6 protein-coding genes are annotated in these 15,790 nt (G+C 60.6%); 3 read left to right on the top strand and 3 right to left on the bottom strand.

The annotated features are described in order from the left end of the window. Positions 1 to 39: 39 nt before the first annotated feature. On the bottom strand, positions 40 to 198 hold the full coding sequence (locus AC5V87_RS33460) for a hypothetical protein (protein WP_495369054.1): 159 nt from the start codon (positions 196 to 198) through the stop codon (positions 40 to 42). 1,040 nt (positions 199 to 1,238) lie between these two features. On the opposite strand from AC5V87_RS33460, the gene AC5V87_RS33465 reads away from it, so the two are divergent. From AC5V87_RS33465 to AC5V87_RS33475, 3 genes are all read left to right on the top strand, one after another. After that, on the top strand, positions 1,239 to 3,755 hold the full coding sequence (locus AC5V87_RS33465; RefSeq protein WP_495369055.1) for an AAA family ATPase: 2,517 nt from the start codon (positions 1,239 to 1,241) through the stop codon (positions 3,753 to 3,755). 215 nt (positions 3,756 to 3,970) lie between these two features. Beyond that, entirely contained in the window at positions 3,971 to 7,969 is a 3,999-nt protein-coding gene (gene eruA / locus AC5V87_RS33470) for an NACHT domain-containing antiphage protein EruA (protein ID WP_495369056.1), read from the top strand. Between the two features lie 70 nt (positions 7,970 to 8,039). Continuing rightward, the gene (locus tag AC5V87_RS33475) at positions 8,040 to 10,217 is read left to right on the top strand and encodes a KAP family P-loop NTPase fold protein (RefSeq protein ID WP_495369057.1); all 2,178 of its coding nucleotides are present in this window, start codon (positions 8,040 to 8,042) and stop codon (positions 10,215 to 10,217) included. Positions 10,218 to 10,329: 112 nt separating this feature from the next. Here the strand turns inward: AC5V87_RS33475 and AC5V87_RS33480 are convergent, their stop codons facing one another. Both AC5V87_RS33480 and AC5V87_RS33485 read right to left on the bottom strand, forming a co-directional pair. Then, complete coding sequence (locus AC5V87_RS33480; protein ID WP_495369058.1) at positions 10,330 to 14,442, bottom strand: ATP-binding protein; 4,113 nt, start codon at positions 14,440 to 14,442, stop codon at positions 10,330 to 10,332. A gap of 507 nt (positions 14,443 to 14,949) precedes the next feature. Further along, on the bottom strand, positions 14,950 to 15,753 hold the full coding sequence (locus AC5V87_RS33485) for a trypsin-like serine peptidase (protein WP_495369059.1): 804 nt from the start codon (positions 15,751 to 15,753) through the stop codon (positions 14,950 to 14,952). Positions 15,754 to 15,790: the final 37 nt, after the last annotated feature.

The raw sequence follows: 15,790 nt of genomic DNA on the forward strand, positions 1-15,790 counted from the left end.
CTGGTTCGGCACCCTGAGATTAGCCGCTCAAAGTAAACATCAGCTTAAGGCGCGATTCTTAGTATTCGTTGCATGCCGGCGAGCCGGCTTACGCAGATATGCGGCGCCGATCTCGCCAGCGATAAGCAGGCAAAGCGCACCGAAGGTGTAAGCGTCGTGAACTGTATAGATGATTGCGGCCCAGCCGATTGTCTTCATAGGAATAATCCCACGTACCGTGCCAGACACGGAAAGTTCGTTGGGATCATCCCTTGTGCAGCCGAGGCCCTACTGCACTCGGTACCACGCGCTGGTACAAGGACAATCGTGATCCGGGAGCGTTCCCGGTAGTCAAAGGGTGGGGCGTAGCCGCACCCCCTTAGCCAAACGCATCCTCCGCCACTGGGCCTGTGGGCGGACAGATGTGCCAGACGAATATACGGCGATTGCCTCCCTCCGCCAATACCCGGTTCAAACCCCGGTATTCACAGAACGAATCACACCCGCGCATCGGGTATCAAAGAGAATATCGCTTTCTCTTCGCGGGCTTCGGCAAGGCGGCGTCCGGGTTCATCGATCTGGAGCTGGGTCCGTTGCACGACATCGCCGAACTGCGGATGCGCCCATAACCACGAGCTGAAGCCTTAGCCGATCGGACGGCACTGGCTGCTAAGGCTCTTCCTTGGTCCTTTGACTGGGGCAGTGCGTGGAAACGCATCCAACGGCTGAAAGTAATTTCGATCTGGATCGATAGCGGGGTCGATCGCGCCGATAGACGAGTTGCGGTTCCGCGGGAGTCGCGTCGTAGCGTGATAAGGAGCGGGAACCAGTCGAGACATAGCGAGTGTTCCGACAAACGAACCGTGAGAAAAAATAACGAACATTCTTCGGACGATAGGAGTCAAACGATCCTTTGACCTTTGATTTCGTTAACTAAATTCCGCGGTCGTGGAAGCTGTGGGTATATAGGGCGATCGCGCTCCGACCGTCATTTTTGTCTTGCGAGCCTTCGCCCTACGGTTGTTCCCTTTCTCCCTCCCGCCTCGAAAAGAGCAAGCCATGTCAGGGCCGACTGAACCTCCAGCAACACCTCCGCCGCCGCCGGATCTCACGAATCTCGGCCGACTGCAAAGTCACTTGCAGCCCGATACGCTGGCCGCCGCTCTGCTTGATGCATGGCGCAACGGTCCTCGTGAGCAAGCGAAGGCACGTATCCTGTCGGCCGTTCAAGATCATGCTTCCAAAGAAACAGAGCCAAGATGAAGCATCGCATCCAACGGATTGATCTCCAGGGCTTCCGCGGTTTCGGCGCGAGCCCACAGTCCTTCACGCTGCCGGATTCCGTGGTGGCTCTGTGGGGCGGCAACAGCCAGGGCAAAACCAGCCTCGCAGAAGCGATCGAGTTTCTCCTGACCGGCCACATTGCACGGCGCGAACTGCTGGCCAGCGCCAAAGACGAATTTTCGCGTGCGCTCCGCAACGCCCACATACCCGATACGGTTGCGGTGTTCGTTGAAGCGCATCTCGTTTGTCCTGATGGCGTCTGCCGTCGGCTTCGCCGGACGCTCACCGCTGACTACGACGGCAGCACGTCATGCGTCAGTACGCTTGAGATCGACGGCGCGCCTTGCACGGAAGCCGATGTCGAGACGCGCCTTGGCTTACGCCTTCTTCTTCCGCCTTTGCGGGCACCGGTCCTTGCGCAACACACGCTTGGTTACGTCTTCACGGCATCACCGACGGACCGCGCCGCTTTTTTTCGCGCCGTGCTGGACACGCAAGACCTCGAAGACTTCCGGGCCGCGGTCGCGATGCTTCCTGCCGAACTTTCGGCGCCCTCGAGCGCGGAAATCAAAAACCTGTCCGCCTTGGAGAGCATCGCCGAGCTGACCGCACCATTGAAGACGATCCGCAACGCGAAGACAAAGCCGGCGATCGAACGGGCTCTCGCGGGCGCACTGCAAGCGATCCTCACCGCGATCGGCGTTTCTGCCAAGGCGAGCTTGAGCGAGCGCATCGACCAGCTTGAATCAGAACTCACCGCGCGGCGCGCCCAGGCGTTTCCGATAGATCTCTTCGGCCGCAAGCCGCTCGCGCCATGGACTGATCCGACCGCGAACCTTGCGGATAATACCTTGACCGCGTTTGCGCGCGAGAAGGCCGCAACTTCCAGCGAAACACAGCGGCTCGTCGCCCTTTTTCAGAGCGCGCTCTCCATCCCTGCGATTCATACGTGTTCGGAACCTATGGACTGTCCGCTGTGCGGCGCCGCAAGCACGCTGACGCCCGAACGTGTAAATTTCCTGCGCGAACAACTCAACGCCAACGAAGCCTATCAGGCGGCGGAAAAAGCAGCGCTCGCCGCCTTACGGGCAACGGACGCCGCATTGTCCGCCTTAAGCAGCGCCGCCTTTGCAGCGTTGCCGCGGTTCATGACGATCACTGCAGCCGAAAGGCGAACGCGCGGCTTTACCGTCAAGCGCGTCGAAGCCTCGTCCAATGATGTCGAAGGCACGCGCCGTTGGGCCGCGGCCTCGCGTGCGCTTTGGCGCACGGCGAAACGGTATAGTGATCGCATCGCCGCCCTTCGAAGCAGGATCGAGGCCGCCGTCAAGAATATCGCGACCTGGGACGAGGGCGCTGAACTTGTGCACGGCCTCGAGGAGGCCGCTAAGTATTTTCCCCAGCTTGAAACGGCCGCGGCGGCTTACGCGGCGGCCATCGATGCCATCAGTGGTGGCGTGAAGTCGTCTGTCGACCAGAGCAGCCATACCAGCGGCTGGGAAGAATTGATTGCCCTCGCGCGCGATCCTGCGGGCACGCTCCAGGCGCTTGATGCACTCCGGCAGCATCACCAAACGGTCAAGGCGCTGGAAAAGGCTCTGCGTGAGATCGACGCCGCCAGCGGTAAGGTCGCCGACGAGAAATTCACCGATCTTAGCGCCAATGTCCTCGCTTGGTGGGAGAGACTTCGCCCGGGCGAGCCGACCTTCTTCAGCGGGGTACAACGCCGGGGAGCCAAGACGCGGCGAACGGTCGACGTCAAAGTGGCGCTCAGCGCCAAGGAGGACCGCAGCGACATCAAGCTTCGCGACGCCGTTGCGGTGTTCAGCCAATCGCAACTCCACTGTCTGGGCTTATCGCTCTTTCTCGCGCGCGCCATTGATGGCGGGGCGGGCTTCGTCGTGCTGGATGACCCCGTTCTCACCAGCGACGATGATTTCCGGCCGAACTTTGCCTCATCCGTCATCGAGGCATTGCTGGATGCCGGCCTGCAGGTCATCGTCATCACGCAGGATCATAAGAGCTGGAAGGACATTGGCCATCGCTGGGAACACCGTGGTGCCACTCAGTTCCAGATCGTGCGCGAAAACCCCGTTGCCGGAAGCGAGATCCGGGACCAGGGCGATGCGCTCGCGACCATGCTTGCGCAAGCACGCCCTTTCATCAATTCGCAAGACAGCGACCAACGCAAAGAAGGCGCCACGCGGCTACGACGGATTATCGAGCGCTTCTGCAAGGAGCTCATCGTCAAATCGCGTCACGCCAATGGCGATGCGATGGCGTCCATCACGGACTATGACGGCAAAGCCTATGGCGATTTCAGCGCCCAAGCCCTCGCACTTCTGACGCAGGACCCCTCCCACAAAGGCAAACTCAACGCCGCCTATGGCTACGTGACGCCCGGCCCGCATGACGACACGCCGCCATCCACGGCCCAACTCAAAGTCGCCGCCGGCGATTTGAACCGGCTGAAGAAGGATTATCTGCAATAGCATGTGCATGCTACAGCATCACCGCCGATCAGGACGCGATCAAAGCACTCTTCCGCGTGACGCGGGACGCGGCGGGCAATCTGCCCTGTATGCCAGCGGTGTTTCCCGATTGGGATGCTCCGGTCGTCCGGAGAGAAGCATCTAATCTTCAGAAATGGTAAGCTCACAAACCTCGTTGGGCGAGTCGACCGTCCTTGCAGCCGCATGATCCCGCCATGACCCGTATCGTTCGTCAACTCAACCTCAAATCCGACCGACCGCAGGATGCCGACGCCCGGCCCTTCACCGACTTTGCGGCCAGTCCGAACCTCGTTCTGCTTGGCGATCCCGGCGCAGGCAAAACGCATGCCTTTAAGCAGGCGGCCGAGCGTGAAGGCGGACGGTTTTTGAAGGCACGCGCGTTTTTGAGCCTTCCCGCCGATCGCCTTCGCGGCCAGGCGCTGTTCATCGATGGCCTCGACGAAAAACGCGCGGGGCGCGCCGACCGCGACACCGTCGATGAGATAGTCGAGAAACTCTTCGCGGCGAATCCCGGCAAGGTCAGGATCTCGTGCCGCGTAGCCGACTGGCTGGGCGAGAGCGACCTTGCCGGATTTCAACCGTATTTCGAGCAGCAAGGCGAGCCGCCGGTTCTCTTGCTCCAAAGTCTTTCCCGCGATGAGCAGCTGGCCGTGCTGGCGGCGGAGGGTCTCGACCCCGGCGCGGCAGAGGCATTCCAGACCGAAGCGACCGAGCGAAACCTCGATGACTTCCTGGAGAACCCACAAAATCTCATCATGCTGCGGCGCGCCGTCCAGACCGGAAGCTGGCCCGCAACGCGCAAAGAACTTTTCGAGCTGTCGACCGAGCTCATGCTGGAGGAGTTCGACAAGGAGCGCGCGCGTTCCGGCAGCGGCTCGTTCTCGGTAACCGATTTGCGGCCCGCGGCTGGCGGTGTCTGCGCCGCCCGCCTGATCAGCGATGTGGATGCCGTCAGTCTCACTGATCAGGAAGGCACCGAACAAATTCCGGGCTATCGCACGGTGACGTTTTTTCCGCCGGAACGGGTGCAGGCCGCACTTGGCCGGCGGATCTTCGATGCCGGGTCCGAACCTGAGACCGTCGATTACGCGCACCGCACCACCGCCGAATTTCTTGCCGCCGAATTCCTCGCCGGACGCATTCGCCAGGGGCTCCCGTTCGGCCGGGTCACGGTGCTCACGGGCGTCGATGGACATCCGGCATCCGAACTGCGCGGTCTTCATGCATGGCTCGCAATTCATTTGCCCGAACGCGCAAACGACCTGATCGAGACGGACCCCTATGGTATTTTGACGTACGGCGATGCAGCTTCCTTATCGCCTTCCGCCTGCGCGTGCCTCATCCGGGCGCTCGACCGGCTGTCGAACGAAAATCCATGGTTTCGGTCGGGCAACTGGCAGGCCAAAGCCATCGGCGGACTCGCGCGGAAAGACATGGTGGGCGAGTTCCAAGCCATTCTCAAGAATCCTGCTTCGAGCTTTGGAATTCGCTCCGTGGTGCTGGATGCGCTCGCGCTGGGAACGCCGCTGCCGGAGATGCTGCCCGATCTCGAAGCCGTGGTGGGGCGGCAAGCATCACCTTACGCCGAGCGGGCACGCGCGCTCGCCGCGCTGGTACGCCTGGGGCCCGCAGGCAAGACGGCTCTGCGCAATGCCTATGGGCAGCTTGGCAAGAGCGTGAACGGTATCCGTCTTCGGGTCGAAGCGCTGCTTGCGCTTTACGGCGATCCGTATGGTGCTACTGACGTCGTCGCCCTGGTCAATGACTGCTTTGAAAGTGGCGATATGGCCGGCACGGGAACGCTCTGGGCTCTGCACGATCATCTGCCGCTCACCGACCTGCCAACCATCCTGGACGGAATGGACTTCCCCGACCGCGAGAGTGGCGGGTTTGATCGCCGCCGTTGGGAAGTTGCCTCGCTCTATGCCCATCTTCTTGTTCGCGCTTGGGAGGCCCCCGGCACTGTCAATCCCGAACGCGCGCTCCGCTGGTTGAGAAAGCGCGCAGCGTTCAAGGATGGCGAAGGCCGCGCGCGCGGATTACGCGCCGCGATGCAAACCACGCCCGAGCGACTAGCCGAGATCGCGCGCCATTTCTTCCGCACCGTGCCGGTCGATGAACAGCGCTGGTACGCGTTCAACACATTCCGTGAAGCCATCTTGTTTGAGATCGGCACCGACGCCCTGCTCGATCTGCTGATGGAGGAACTCAGCGCGGCTGCTGCAGGCAGTGACCGCCAGCTTCTCCTTTTCGAGTTCGCGCTTGCGCTTTGCATTCACGCGACGCAGCCGCATGCCGACGATGTATTTACGCGCCTCTGGTCACTTGCCGACACCGAGGCGCGCCTGGCGGACGCCCGCGCCAAGGCCATCGTCACAAACCTTCCGGACAAATATCTTTCACGGCTCCCAAAGCGCAATCGCGACCCAAGCGCCGCGCGGGACAAGCAGCGGCAGGACTTCGATCAAGATGCGGCCCTGATACGGAGCGGCGCTCATGCGGGCTGGCTTGCACACCTCGGCAGGATCTATTTCGCGCTGTATAAGGATACCGAGCGAAACGCCATACCACACGCGCGACTTGCCGCGTGGTTCGGCGAGGAGCGGCGCGAAGCGGCGCTTGAGGCCCTGATAGCATCCTTATCGCGCAACGACCTTCCGAGTTTTGCGGATGTGATGGCGCTCACTGCGGACCACAAGCGTTACGATTGGTGGTACGCCTTGACGGCCGGGCTCAACGAGCGCTGCTCCACCGGCCAAGGGCTTGCCGGACTTACGGATGATTTTCTGAAGGGCATGCTGGTCTTCGACCTCACCAATCCCGTGCCCAAGAATGAGGAGGACGCAAGCCGGTCAAGCGCTCAGCCTTGGCGCAGGGCGGTGACGGAGCACCGGTCTGATCTCGCGAAGGAAGCCTACCTTGCCGCGGCGCGCCTCCGGCTTTCGCGCAACGAGCAGATTGCGGACGGCGTCCACGAGCTGTTGACCGATGCCGCTTTCGAGCCCAATCGCATCGATATCGTGCTCGATCTTTTGCGCGAATTTCCCAACGCGGATCCGTATCGTGTCGATGAATTGCTGAACGCCGCGGCTAAAAGGCCGGCGGCCCATGCCCGCATGCTTGCCTTAGCCCGGAGCCTCCTTGCGGGCACGGCGTTGAGCGAACGCCAGCGCGATCTTTGGCTCGCCACCGCGTATGTTCTTTCTCCTTCCGAATTCGAAACCGCCGTCACGCAGCGCGCCAGTGTTAAACCGGGGTTCATCTTCGATCTCCGCGATAAATCAGGATTTGCCGACGACGCGCAACCGTCGCACACGTCATTGGCCATATTGGAATTTCTCACGGCACTCGCCGGAAGTCTTTATCCGGAAGCCCCATTCCCTTCAGACGGTTGGAGCGGCGATCATAATCCCTGGGACGCCGCGCAATGGATCCGCAATCTCATCAGCACCCTTTCTGCTTCTCCCAGCCGCGCAGCAACTGAGGCCCTGGAACGCCTGACCGCCAATAGCGCGCTTGCTTCCTATCGGCCTCATCTCCTCCACGCGCTCGCCAACCAGCGCCAGCGCCGCAGGGACGCCGAATACGACCGGCCCGACTGGCGCGAAACCATCGCCGCGTTGGAGAATGGGCGCCCGGCCACCGCAGCCGATCTGCATGCGCTGCTGGTCGCTCACCTCCATGACCTGAAACATCGCATCGCGCGAACCAACACCGATATCTTCAAGGGCTTCTGGAATCTCGATCAGTATGCACGCACGTCGGCCCCGCGCCCGGAGGAAGCGTGCCGGGATCACCTCGTTGATCTTCTGCGCCCATCGTTGCAGCCGCTCGGGATCACCGTTGAGCCGGAAGGGCATATGGTCGCCGACAAACGGGCGGACATTTCTGTCACGGTTCCGTCCGTCAAAATCCTCTGCGAGCTGAAGCGCGATTATCATGCCGAGGTCTGGACAGCGATCGAGGGGCAGCTCGAGCGATTTTATACGCCAGATCCAGAAGCCAAGGGCTTTGGCGTTTACGGCGTCTTCTGGTTCGGGGACAAGAGGCCGAGCCCGATACCCGCGCCGTCCGGCGGCCGAAACCGCCCCCAAACGGCAGCGGAAATGGAGCAGATGCTGATCGATCTCATCCCGCAAGATATGCGCAAGCGCATTGCCGTTATCGTCATCGACGTGTCGGGTAACGTATGAGGGACCACATCGACGAGATGCATATTGATCATGCACGCGCTTGCCGCCGAACGCCGACTTAAAGCCAACCATGACCTCGCAAGATTCCTCCCCGAACGATAAGCCGATCACGCAGCCGGATGAAGACCGGTTCGGCATGGATACCTTCGCGCAAGCGCTTGCCGCGGCAATCCGCAAGATCAAGGCGCCGGAAGGCACAGTCATTGCCCTGAACGGGCCATGGGGCTCCGGCAAAAGCAGCGCTGTCAATCTCATCCAGCATCATCTTAAAGAAGCGGTCGCGTCGGGCGAGATCAAGGTTCTCAATTTCGCATGCTGGTGGTTTCGCGGTGAGGAAGCGCTGGCCCTAGCGTTTTTCCGCGAGCTTTATGCCGGGCTTGGTCCATCGCTTGGCGATCGTTTCAAGAAAGCACTGCCGAAGATTGGCGCGCATCTCCTGCGCGCAGGCTCGCTCGTCGGGGCGGCCGCGGACCTCGCCGGCTACAAGGGCGCAGGGAAAGCCGCCGAGGCGTCGTTTAGCTGGATGGCGGATCTCATTCACACCGATGACACCGTCGAGAAGCTGCATGCCGAACTGGCGGCGGCGCTTGCCGCCCAGAAGACACGCTTCCTGATCGTGATCGATGATATCGACCGGCTTGCGCCCGATGAAGCCTTGCTGATCTTTCGGCTGGTGAAGTCCGTGGGACGCTTGCCCAACGTCATCTACCTTCTGGTCTTCCACCGAGAACTCGCCGAAGCCATCGTTGCCGAACGCTTTCCCTCGGAAGGCCCGCATTATCTCGAAAAGATCATTCAAGCCGGTTTCGATCTCCCCCAGCCTCAAGCCTTCGATCTGAACCAGGAATTGCTCCGCCAGATTGACGCGCTCTGCGGCACGCCGCCGGAAGACAAGCTCAAGCGCTTCATGAACATTTTCTACGAAGTGATCGCGCCCGAGATACGGACCCCGCGCGACCTTGTCCGATTGATGAACGCGCTGAATGTTACCTGGCCTGCCATCGGGGCCGAAGTCGATTGCGCGGATTTCGTGGCGCTCGAAGTCCTACGCTTGCTTCGCGGCGATGTGTACCGGGCGCTTCGCGGGCATAAGGACGAACTCTGCGGCCGCGGCGACCGCATGGGCGGCTCCGCGCGGGACGAAGCCGCTCCGATGGAAAAACTCCTACTGGGGAGCATCAGGGAAAGAGATCGTGAGCGGCTCCGCCGTGCCTTGATGCGGCTCTTTCCGCGCTTGGAGAGCGTCTGGGGCAATCTTCACTACAGCGAGCACTCAGCCACCGAGTGGGCGCGGGAACGGCGCGTGTGTGCGGAAGATCACTTCGATGCTTACTTCCGGTTTTCCCTCGGCGATGGCGTCTTACCCCGCGAAGAAATCCAAAGTGTCATCGCCCATGCGAGCGATCAGGCTTTTGTTCAGAACCGGCTTCGCAGCGCGCTTGCGACCGAGCGAAAGAACGGAACAACCAAGGCTGCCCTCCTTTTGGAAGCGCTTCAGCTGCATGCGGCCGACGTCGCCGATCGAGACGTCGGTCCACTCCTTTCTGCGGTGTTCGCCCTCGCGGATGAACTTGACGTCAAGACCGATGAAGCGGGTGGGTTTAGTATCGGCGATAATCAGCTGCGCATCCATTGGCTGCTGCGCGCGCTGACGCTGGAGCGCTTTGACCTTGCCACACGGTCAGCGCTGTTCGTCGCAGCCTGCGCGGGTGCCAGCCTTACCTGGCTAGCGGACTTCGCGGGATCCGCCTATCGCGATTATCATCCATACGACAACAAACCGCGCGAGGCCGAGGAACGTTGCCTCACGACCGAGGCCGACGCCGAAGTGCTCCAGGCGCTCACCTTCCAGCGCATCCAAGCCGCCGCTCAGTCTGGCGAACTGCTGAAGAGCCGGCGGTTGGCCCGTATGCTCTTTGCCTGGCGCGATGTCGCAAAGGATGATGGGGCCGAAGTCAAAGCCTGGACCGCGCAGCAATTCAAGTCGGATACCGCCATCATCGTTTTTTCGCGAGCGTTTACGACCTACTCGTGGAGCCAGGGCATGGGCATGGCGGGTTTGGGCGACGTCGTCGCCAAGCGCCATACGCGCGCGAGCGTCCGCTTGCTCGATCTTGTGCTCGACCTCACGGCGTTTCGCAGTCGCGTCGAAGAACTCGACGCACGCAACGGGAGCGATGAAGATGCCGTTGCGCTCCGCGAATTTCTGGAAGCCTGGCGCCGACACGACGTCAATCCGAACGACTAGGCGGCCCTCACCAATTCGGTCATGTTCGAGTGGCTCACCCGCCCCAACTTGAAGTCACCAATGAACTTCTTCTCAATAACAAGCATCAGCGTTCCTCATGAAGCGACGATTGTCAGTTACACTCTTTGGCTGCCGAATTACAGTCTGCAATATGCTTGAGTTCTGACCGGTAGGTTGAGCCCAGCGTACTTCCGACGGCATCCGATAGTGTGATGAGAAGCGCGGCTACAAATGCCGCGTCATCCTGTTTGTTTGCCAGCACAGCTTCTAATTCTGGAATAGCCTGCCTCGGGCGCGTGAGGCGAAAGCTTTCCTCATCGATAATGCGCTGTGTGGCAGCACGCAACCATCCTGCGATCTTGGGAACCAAAAGCTTCTTGAAATTTGAATGCCTCGCCTTCTCGAAAAACCGGAGACCTATTCCCCACACATCTTGAGGCTCGATATGTGCCCGCCCTTTCATTTCGCGCAAGAGACCAGCTACGGCTTCGTCCAGTTCGGTTGGCGCACCGGAGTCAGTGAGACACTTCTCTAGCGTGGCCTTTCCTGCATAGCGCGAGCCCAGTTTGGACCGAAGTGCTTTTTCCAAGGCCGTGATGGCATCTCCATGACCGGACAATGCGGCTAGCATTCCAAACGCAAGAATGCAGTCACTGGCAACAGTATCCGCCCAAGCCAGTGTAGTCTCATCCTGCGGCAAGGCGGGCAGTTCGCCACGCGGAGGCGCGAAGACATCCCAACTAGTCCGCAAGGCCTCTCCGCCGACCTTCGTAAATGCTAACCCCTCAAGGAAGCCCACGAGATGATCGGCAAGTCCGGCCGCATCCTGTCTTTCAACATCCCTCGTCATCAGATGGTTGCGAACACCGACCTCAAGCACGGGTATCGGGCCGTCCTTCAGCCTATTGCGCAACGACGAATAGATGCCAACATCCACGTCCGACACGATTTCCGCCTGGGTCAACAGGTACCACGCCATATCGATGGGGCCGAGCGGCAAGGCCGTCGCATCCGGCGGCTCTGGATTGCTGCAGGTACCCGGCATCATCTGGATCGGCTCACCGTCAATGAGGGCCTCACGCCTTTCAATCTGCGTTTGTAGCCAGAGGATCGCGTGGCGCACCACCCGATGACAATAGGCTGCCTTCACCGACCGGTTCGGGTCCAGATGGCCCAAGCCCTGAAGCGCTCTTGCCAGACTGGTAAGAGCGCGCGCAGGCGAGCCCGCGTGGAAGGCCGCCACCCCCGCATCGGCGGCGAGTCCAATCGACATGGACTCCATCCCGTCCAGTTCACTTGCCGCGGCACTGCTTTCCGCATCCAGAAACCACTGTTCAGATTGCTCCCAATCGCCGGCCTTCGCGGCGTTGATCGCCGCCTCTCGCAGGGAAAACGCTCGCTCAACCGCGCTCTCCTTCGGAAGCCGATCGGCGATACGCCGCCAGATCTCGAGCGCATCGGCGAACTTATTGTCGCGCCAATAGATTTTCGCGCGAGCCCGATCGAGAGCAATATCGGCGCCCAACGCGACCTCGGCTTCGTCCAGAGCCGCTAAGGCTGCCTGCTTGGCACGGCCGTACTCATCCAGCATCACCGCGCGCGCGACGTGAAATTGCACCGTGAGGGCTCGAAGCCCCCAATCTCTTGACGCCGCAGCCATCCGCCGGAAACGCTCCGCCGCATCTTGGGCATTCACCGCGTCTCGCTTGTGCTCAGCCGCCCACGGACCGTTGACGAACGTGCTAAAGCCGAGCTGTTCCTGTTCGTAACCCGCCAGCCACATCCGCCGCTCGTTATCATCGACCCTCATGAGGCCATTGACGACCTCTTCGAGCCTTTCCACGCTCGATAGGCCGGTGGCACCTATGGAGAAGAGCGCGCCATAGAAGTTGACGGGCTTCCCGTCCGTGTCGCCTTCCATCCTATTCTTCAGGTGCTGCATCTCGGCATCGTTTTCAACGGCAGCACGGAATTGCCTTAACAACTCGAACCAGTTTGGAAGATGGCTTGCGATCCCCATCGTATTGAGAACCATCGAGTACATCAGCGACACAAATCGCGTTCCGCCCTTAATATTCGCTGCAGCCTTCACCTCTTCAAGCATCGCTCCGACCGTGGATCGGATCTCATCACCATCAACTGACGCCGCGGCCAACCGGAATTGCGCCATCCGCAAGAGGATCGAGAGCGTGGGATTCCTGGGATAAATCGGCCGATCGGTTCGTATGACACGTAAAGCGAAGAAATGTTCGGCCAAGAGGGCGCGCGGCGCATCTCTCGACGTGATGACATTTCGGCTTAATGCGCTGAGGCCCGGCTCGAATTGTCCTGCTAGCGCGTGAAGGAAGGCGGCATTTGCATCCGATACATTCAATTGGCCCTGTTGCAACATGTGCGATGCAATCGTCGCGTGGATCTCCTGCTGTTCGTCGGAAGTCAACGAATTGTGCCCGGACTGGGCTGCCAAGGGCGAAACGCGATAACGATGATCACCAGCCGCTTCGATCCAGGGGCCAACCAGCATATCAAGATGATCGCCAGCGCTTGGCACCGGAGGCGGCAGCGAGGCAATACGGAGGGCAAGTGGGCGGTCGAAGCGATTGGTTACAAGGCTGAGGCGATAGAGAAGGCGGCGCGCGGGCTCCGGCAGCTGCGCAGCCAACTGCCGCCGCGCGGCCTCCCTGGCGGCCTCGATATCGTCGGAAGAAAGACCACGGGAAACGAGTTCCCGAAGGTCGCTTGCGGGCCAGTTGCGTACCGCCATGCCGACAGCAAACGCATGCACCAACTGCGGATGCCCAAAGCCTCCGGCAGCATGAGCGACATTACCCCAGACGTTCGGATCGCCGCCGTTCTCGCGGACCACCTGCCTCGTTTCCTCTTCCGAGAAGTAAGGAACATCTGCGATCGCAGCCGGATCGAGCCCGACTTTGCTCAGTGAGCTGACGGTCGGCTTCCGATAGCAAGTGACAATTGCCGTGCGGTCACGGCGCCCCAATGCCGCCATAACCCGCCCGAAGGAGAGCGAAACACCGGGGTCTTCGAGGTGATTGAGATCTTCGAAGATTGTGACTTGCGATAACGACGCCCCGATTCGCCCGAAAAAATAATCAAGGCGTTTTCGCATCTCGTCGGCTTCGAGATCACGTAGATCAATCAAGGTGAAGTCAACATCGCGAGCGTGCGCAACATTCCGTGCAACAAGCGATTTTCCTAAACCACTGGCACCAACTAGCACCAATGCCCCACAGCTGGTCAGCGTATCATGCGCCTTTTGCTGCAACGCATGGCGCGCGATCACCCCACGCGGCGCAGCGAGATCCCGGCCTGATACGATCCAGCCAACCTGATCAACGGCGAAAGCTGAACCAGTGCCGGCAAAAGCACTCGACAGGCTTGATGCCAGTCGCGCCATCGCGTCCACGCTACTACGCGGCATCGAAACGCGTGTTGCTCCATCGATCACCGCGTAAAGCTCTGCGCGCGTCAGGACACGATCATCGCTTTTCTTGAGGACGCTTTTCCTCAGCACATCAACCATAACGATATCGGCCAGCCGACGTGCCTCAGGAGCCGCCAATTGAAAGCGATCTCGGCCAAGAACGACCAGTCGTTCCTGCAGCTCCATGGTTACGGCAGCGAGATCCGGCTTGCCGCAATCCCAATGAATTTTTTGCAACAGATCTCGTCTTAGCGCCGTGTCGTCGCGCGCTCCAACAAAAATATGGACAGCTTCAGAGTAGTTGTCCGAAAGCAATATCGCTTTCAAAGGCGCGATATCGGCGCCCGCGGCGGCTTTACGCCAGTATACCAGGCCGGGCTGGCCGCCGGGACGGTCTTCAATCTTACGCTCCGTTCCGATCGCCGACGTCGTGAAATAGCGAAACAGAACTTGCCGTCCCGGATTGCTGGCCACCAGACCCACAAACGCATTCACCGCGTCGCGCACGTTCTCTGAATTGAGGGTGACGGACCCGCTGCCGGCGGTGTCTTTTACCTGCACTGCGCTAAGCACTTGTTCCGCAAGCGTTGCGTAATCTTCGGCTACTTCGAGATAAAGGCGAGCGCCATCGGGAAGGTCGAGCCAAGCAAGCGCCGCCGCCGCAACTTGATAGGTGTACCCACCCAGGGATGCGATCGCCTCGCGCTCGGCATCCCCACCGGGCGTACCGTCGCTAGGTCCGCCGGGGGTAAATATCGCGTTTCTGCCTAAGTCTGGTGGCACCGATTACCCGTCTTGCTCCTCGCTCTCTGATGGCGAGTCAGAACGCGATAATACCGTTTCCGCTCAAAGAGCTCAATTTGCTGATTTGGGGACCATACCTGGCATCGACCATTCGTCCATTGGGGAGCCCGCGCCGCTCCAATGGAAGGGGAAGGCGTATCGTCTCGCGGGGTGAGCCTGCGCACCCCGCACGCTTCTCGACCGAGAGAAACGGATAGCTTTTTGCGGCCCGTGCGCGCTCAACTCGCGAGACGCCCAAGATAGTGCGCCGTGCCGAGGCGCTGGAGCATCAAAAGGTTCTTGCGGTAGCAGACTGATCGCGAGGGATCGTTCGAGGCGATCAGCGGCTCCCCAGTTCGGAAAACTGTCGTTGGGATTCTGGCATACCGGACGCAGGACCGACCCAAAGGCGGTATTGGCCGACATCGCGGCGGCTTCTCCACGGCTAAGCGGATACATCGAGCTCGGTGCGTCGACCAGTTGCGCGCGCGCAGCGCCAGCGGCGCGCTATAAACGCAGCGACGAGGCAACCGCCTCGTCGCCGTCTTTTTTGGGGTAACCCTCGGTGGCAACCGCCAGCAAATCTTCCAGCACATGCACGTGCCACACCCGGCCCAGGTCGGATTCCGCATTGATGCGCCCGGTGTAGATACCGAGGAATTCCCACACGGTTTGACCGGTGAGCGTGCTGGCGATGCGGCCTCCGGCGATAGTGCGGTGAGAGCCGACGCGAAAAGCGATCACCGCCGCGCCCGATTGGCCGGGACGCGTCCGGCAGTCGATCAGAAACACCGGGTTCTCTTGGGTCACGAGACTTAGCTCCTGCGCCAAGAAACCGGTTGCCCAGATCGGAAAGCGCAGCGACGAAGAGAGCCCAAACGGAAACCCAATCACACTCACCGGCTCCGCCGGGCTGATCACCAGCTTCGGGCGATCCAACTCGGTTTTGAGGTAGTAAGGGAAACGCGTCACGTCATCGCCCCAGCGCAAGTTCAAGGCGACCACGTCCGCGTTATCGCCAAGCACCGGATGCTCGAACCACCATGGCGATCCGTCGTCTCGATAGAGCGGCAACGTGATGGGTGTCCACTCGCCGATGCTTTCGTTCCCTTCGTGGAAGTAGATCGTGATGGCATCGGGAATGGCGCCATGGGAGCTGAGGCATTGGCCCGTATCCTGATGACGGCCCGTCACGTTGTGCCGGGCCGTCACAAAGGCGCAATGGGATGCACGGTCGTTTGCGACGAGAAAGCCCGTTCCGGTCGCCAGAACCATGTCTCCACGCCGCATCTCGATGAAGAGCGATTTCATCGTCGGGATTTCGACGGCGTAAGACGGCGTTGTCGCC

This window comes from Bradyrhizobium sp. SOJA106, from assembly GCF_059448745.1.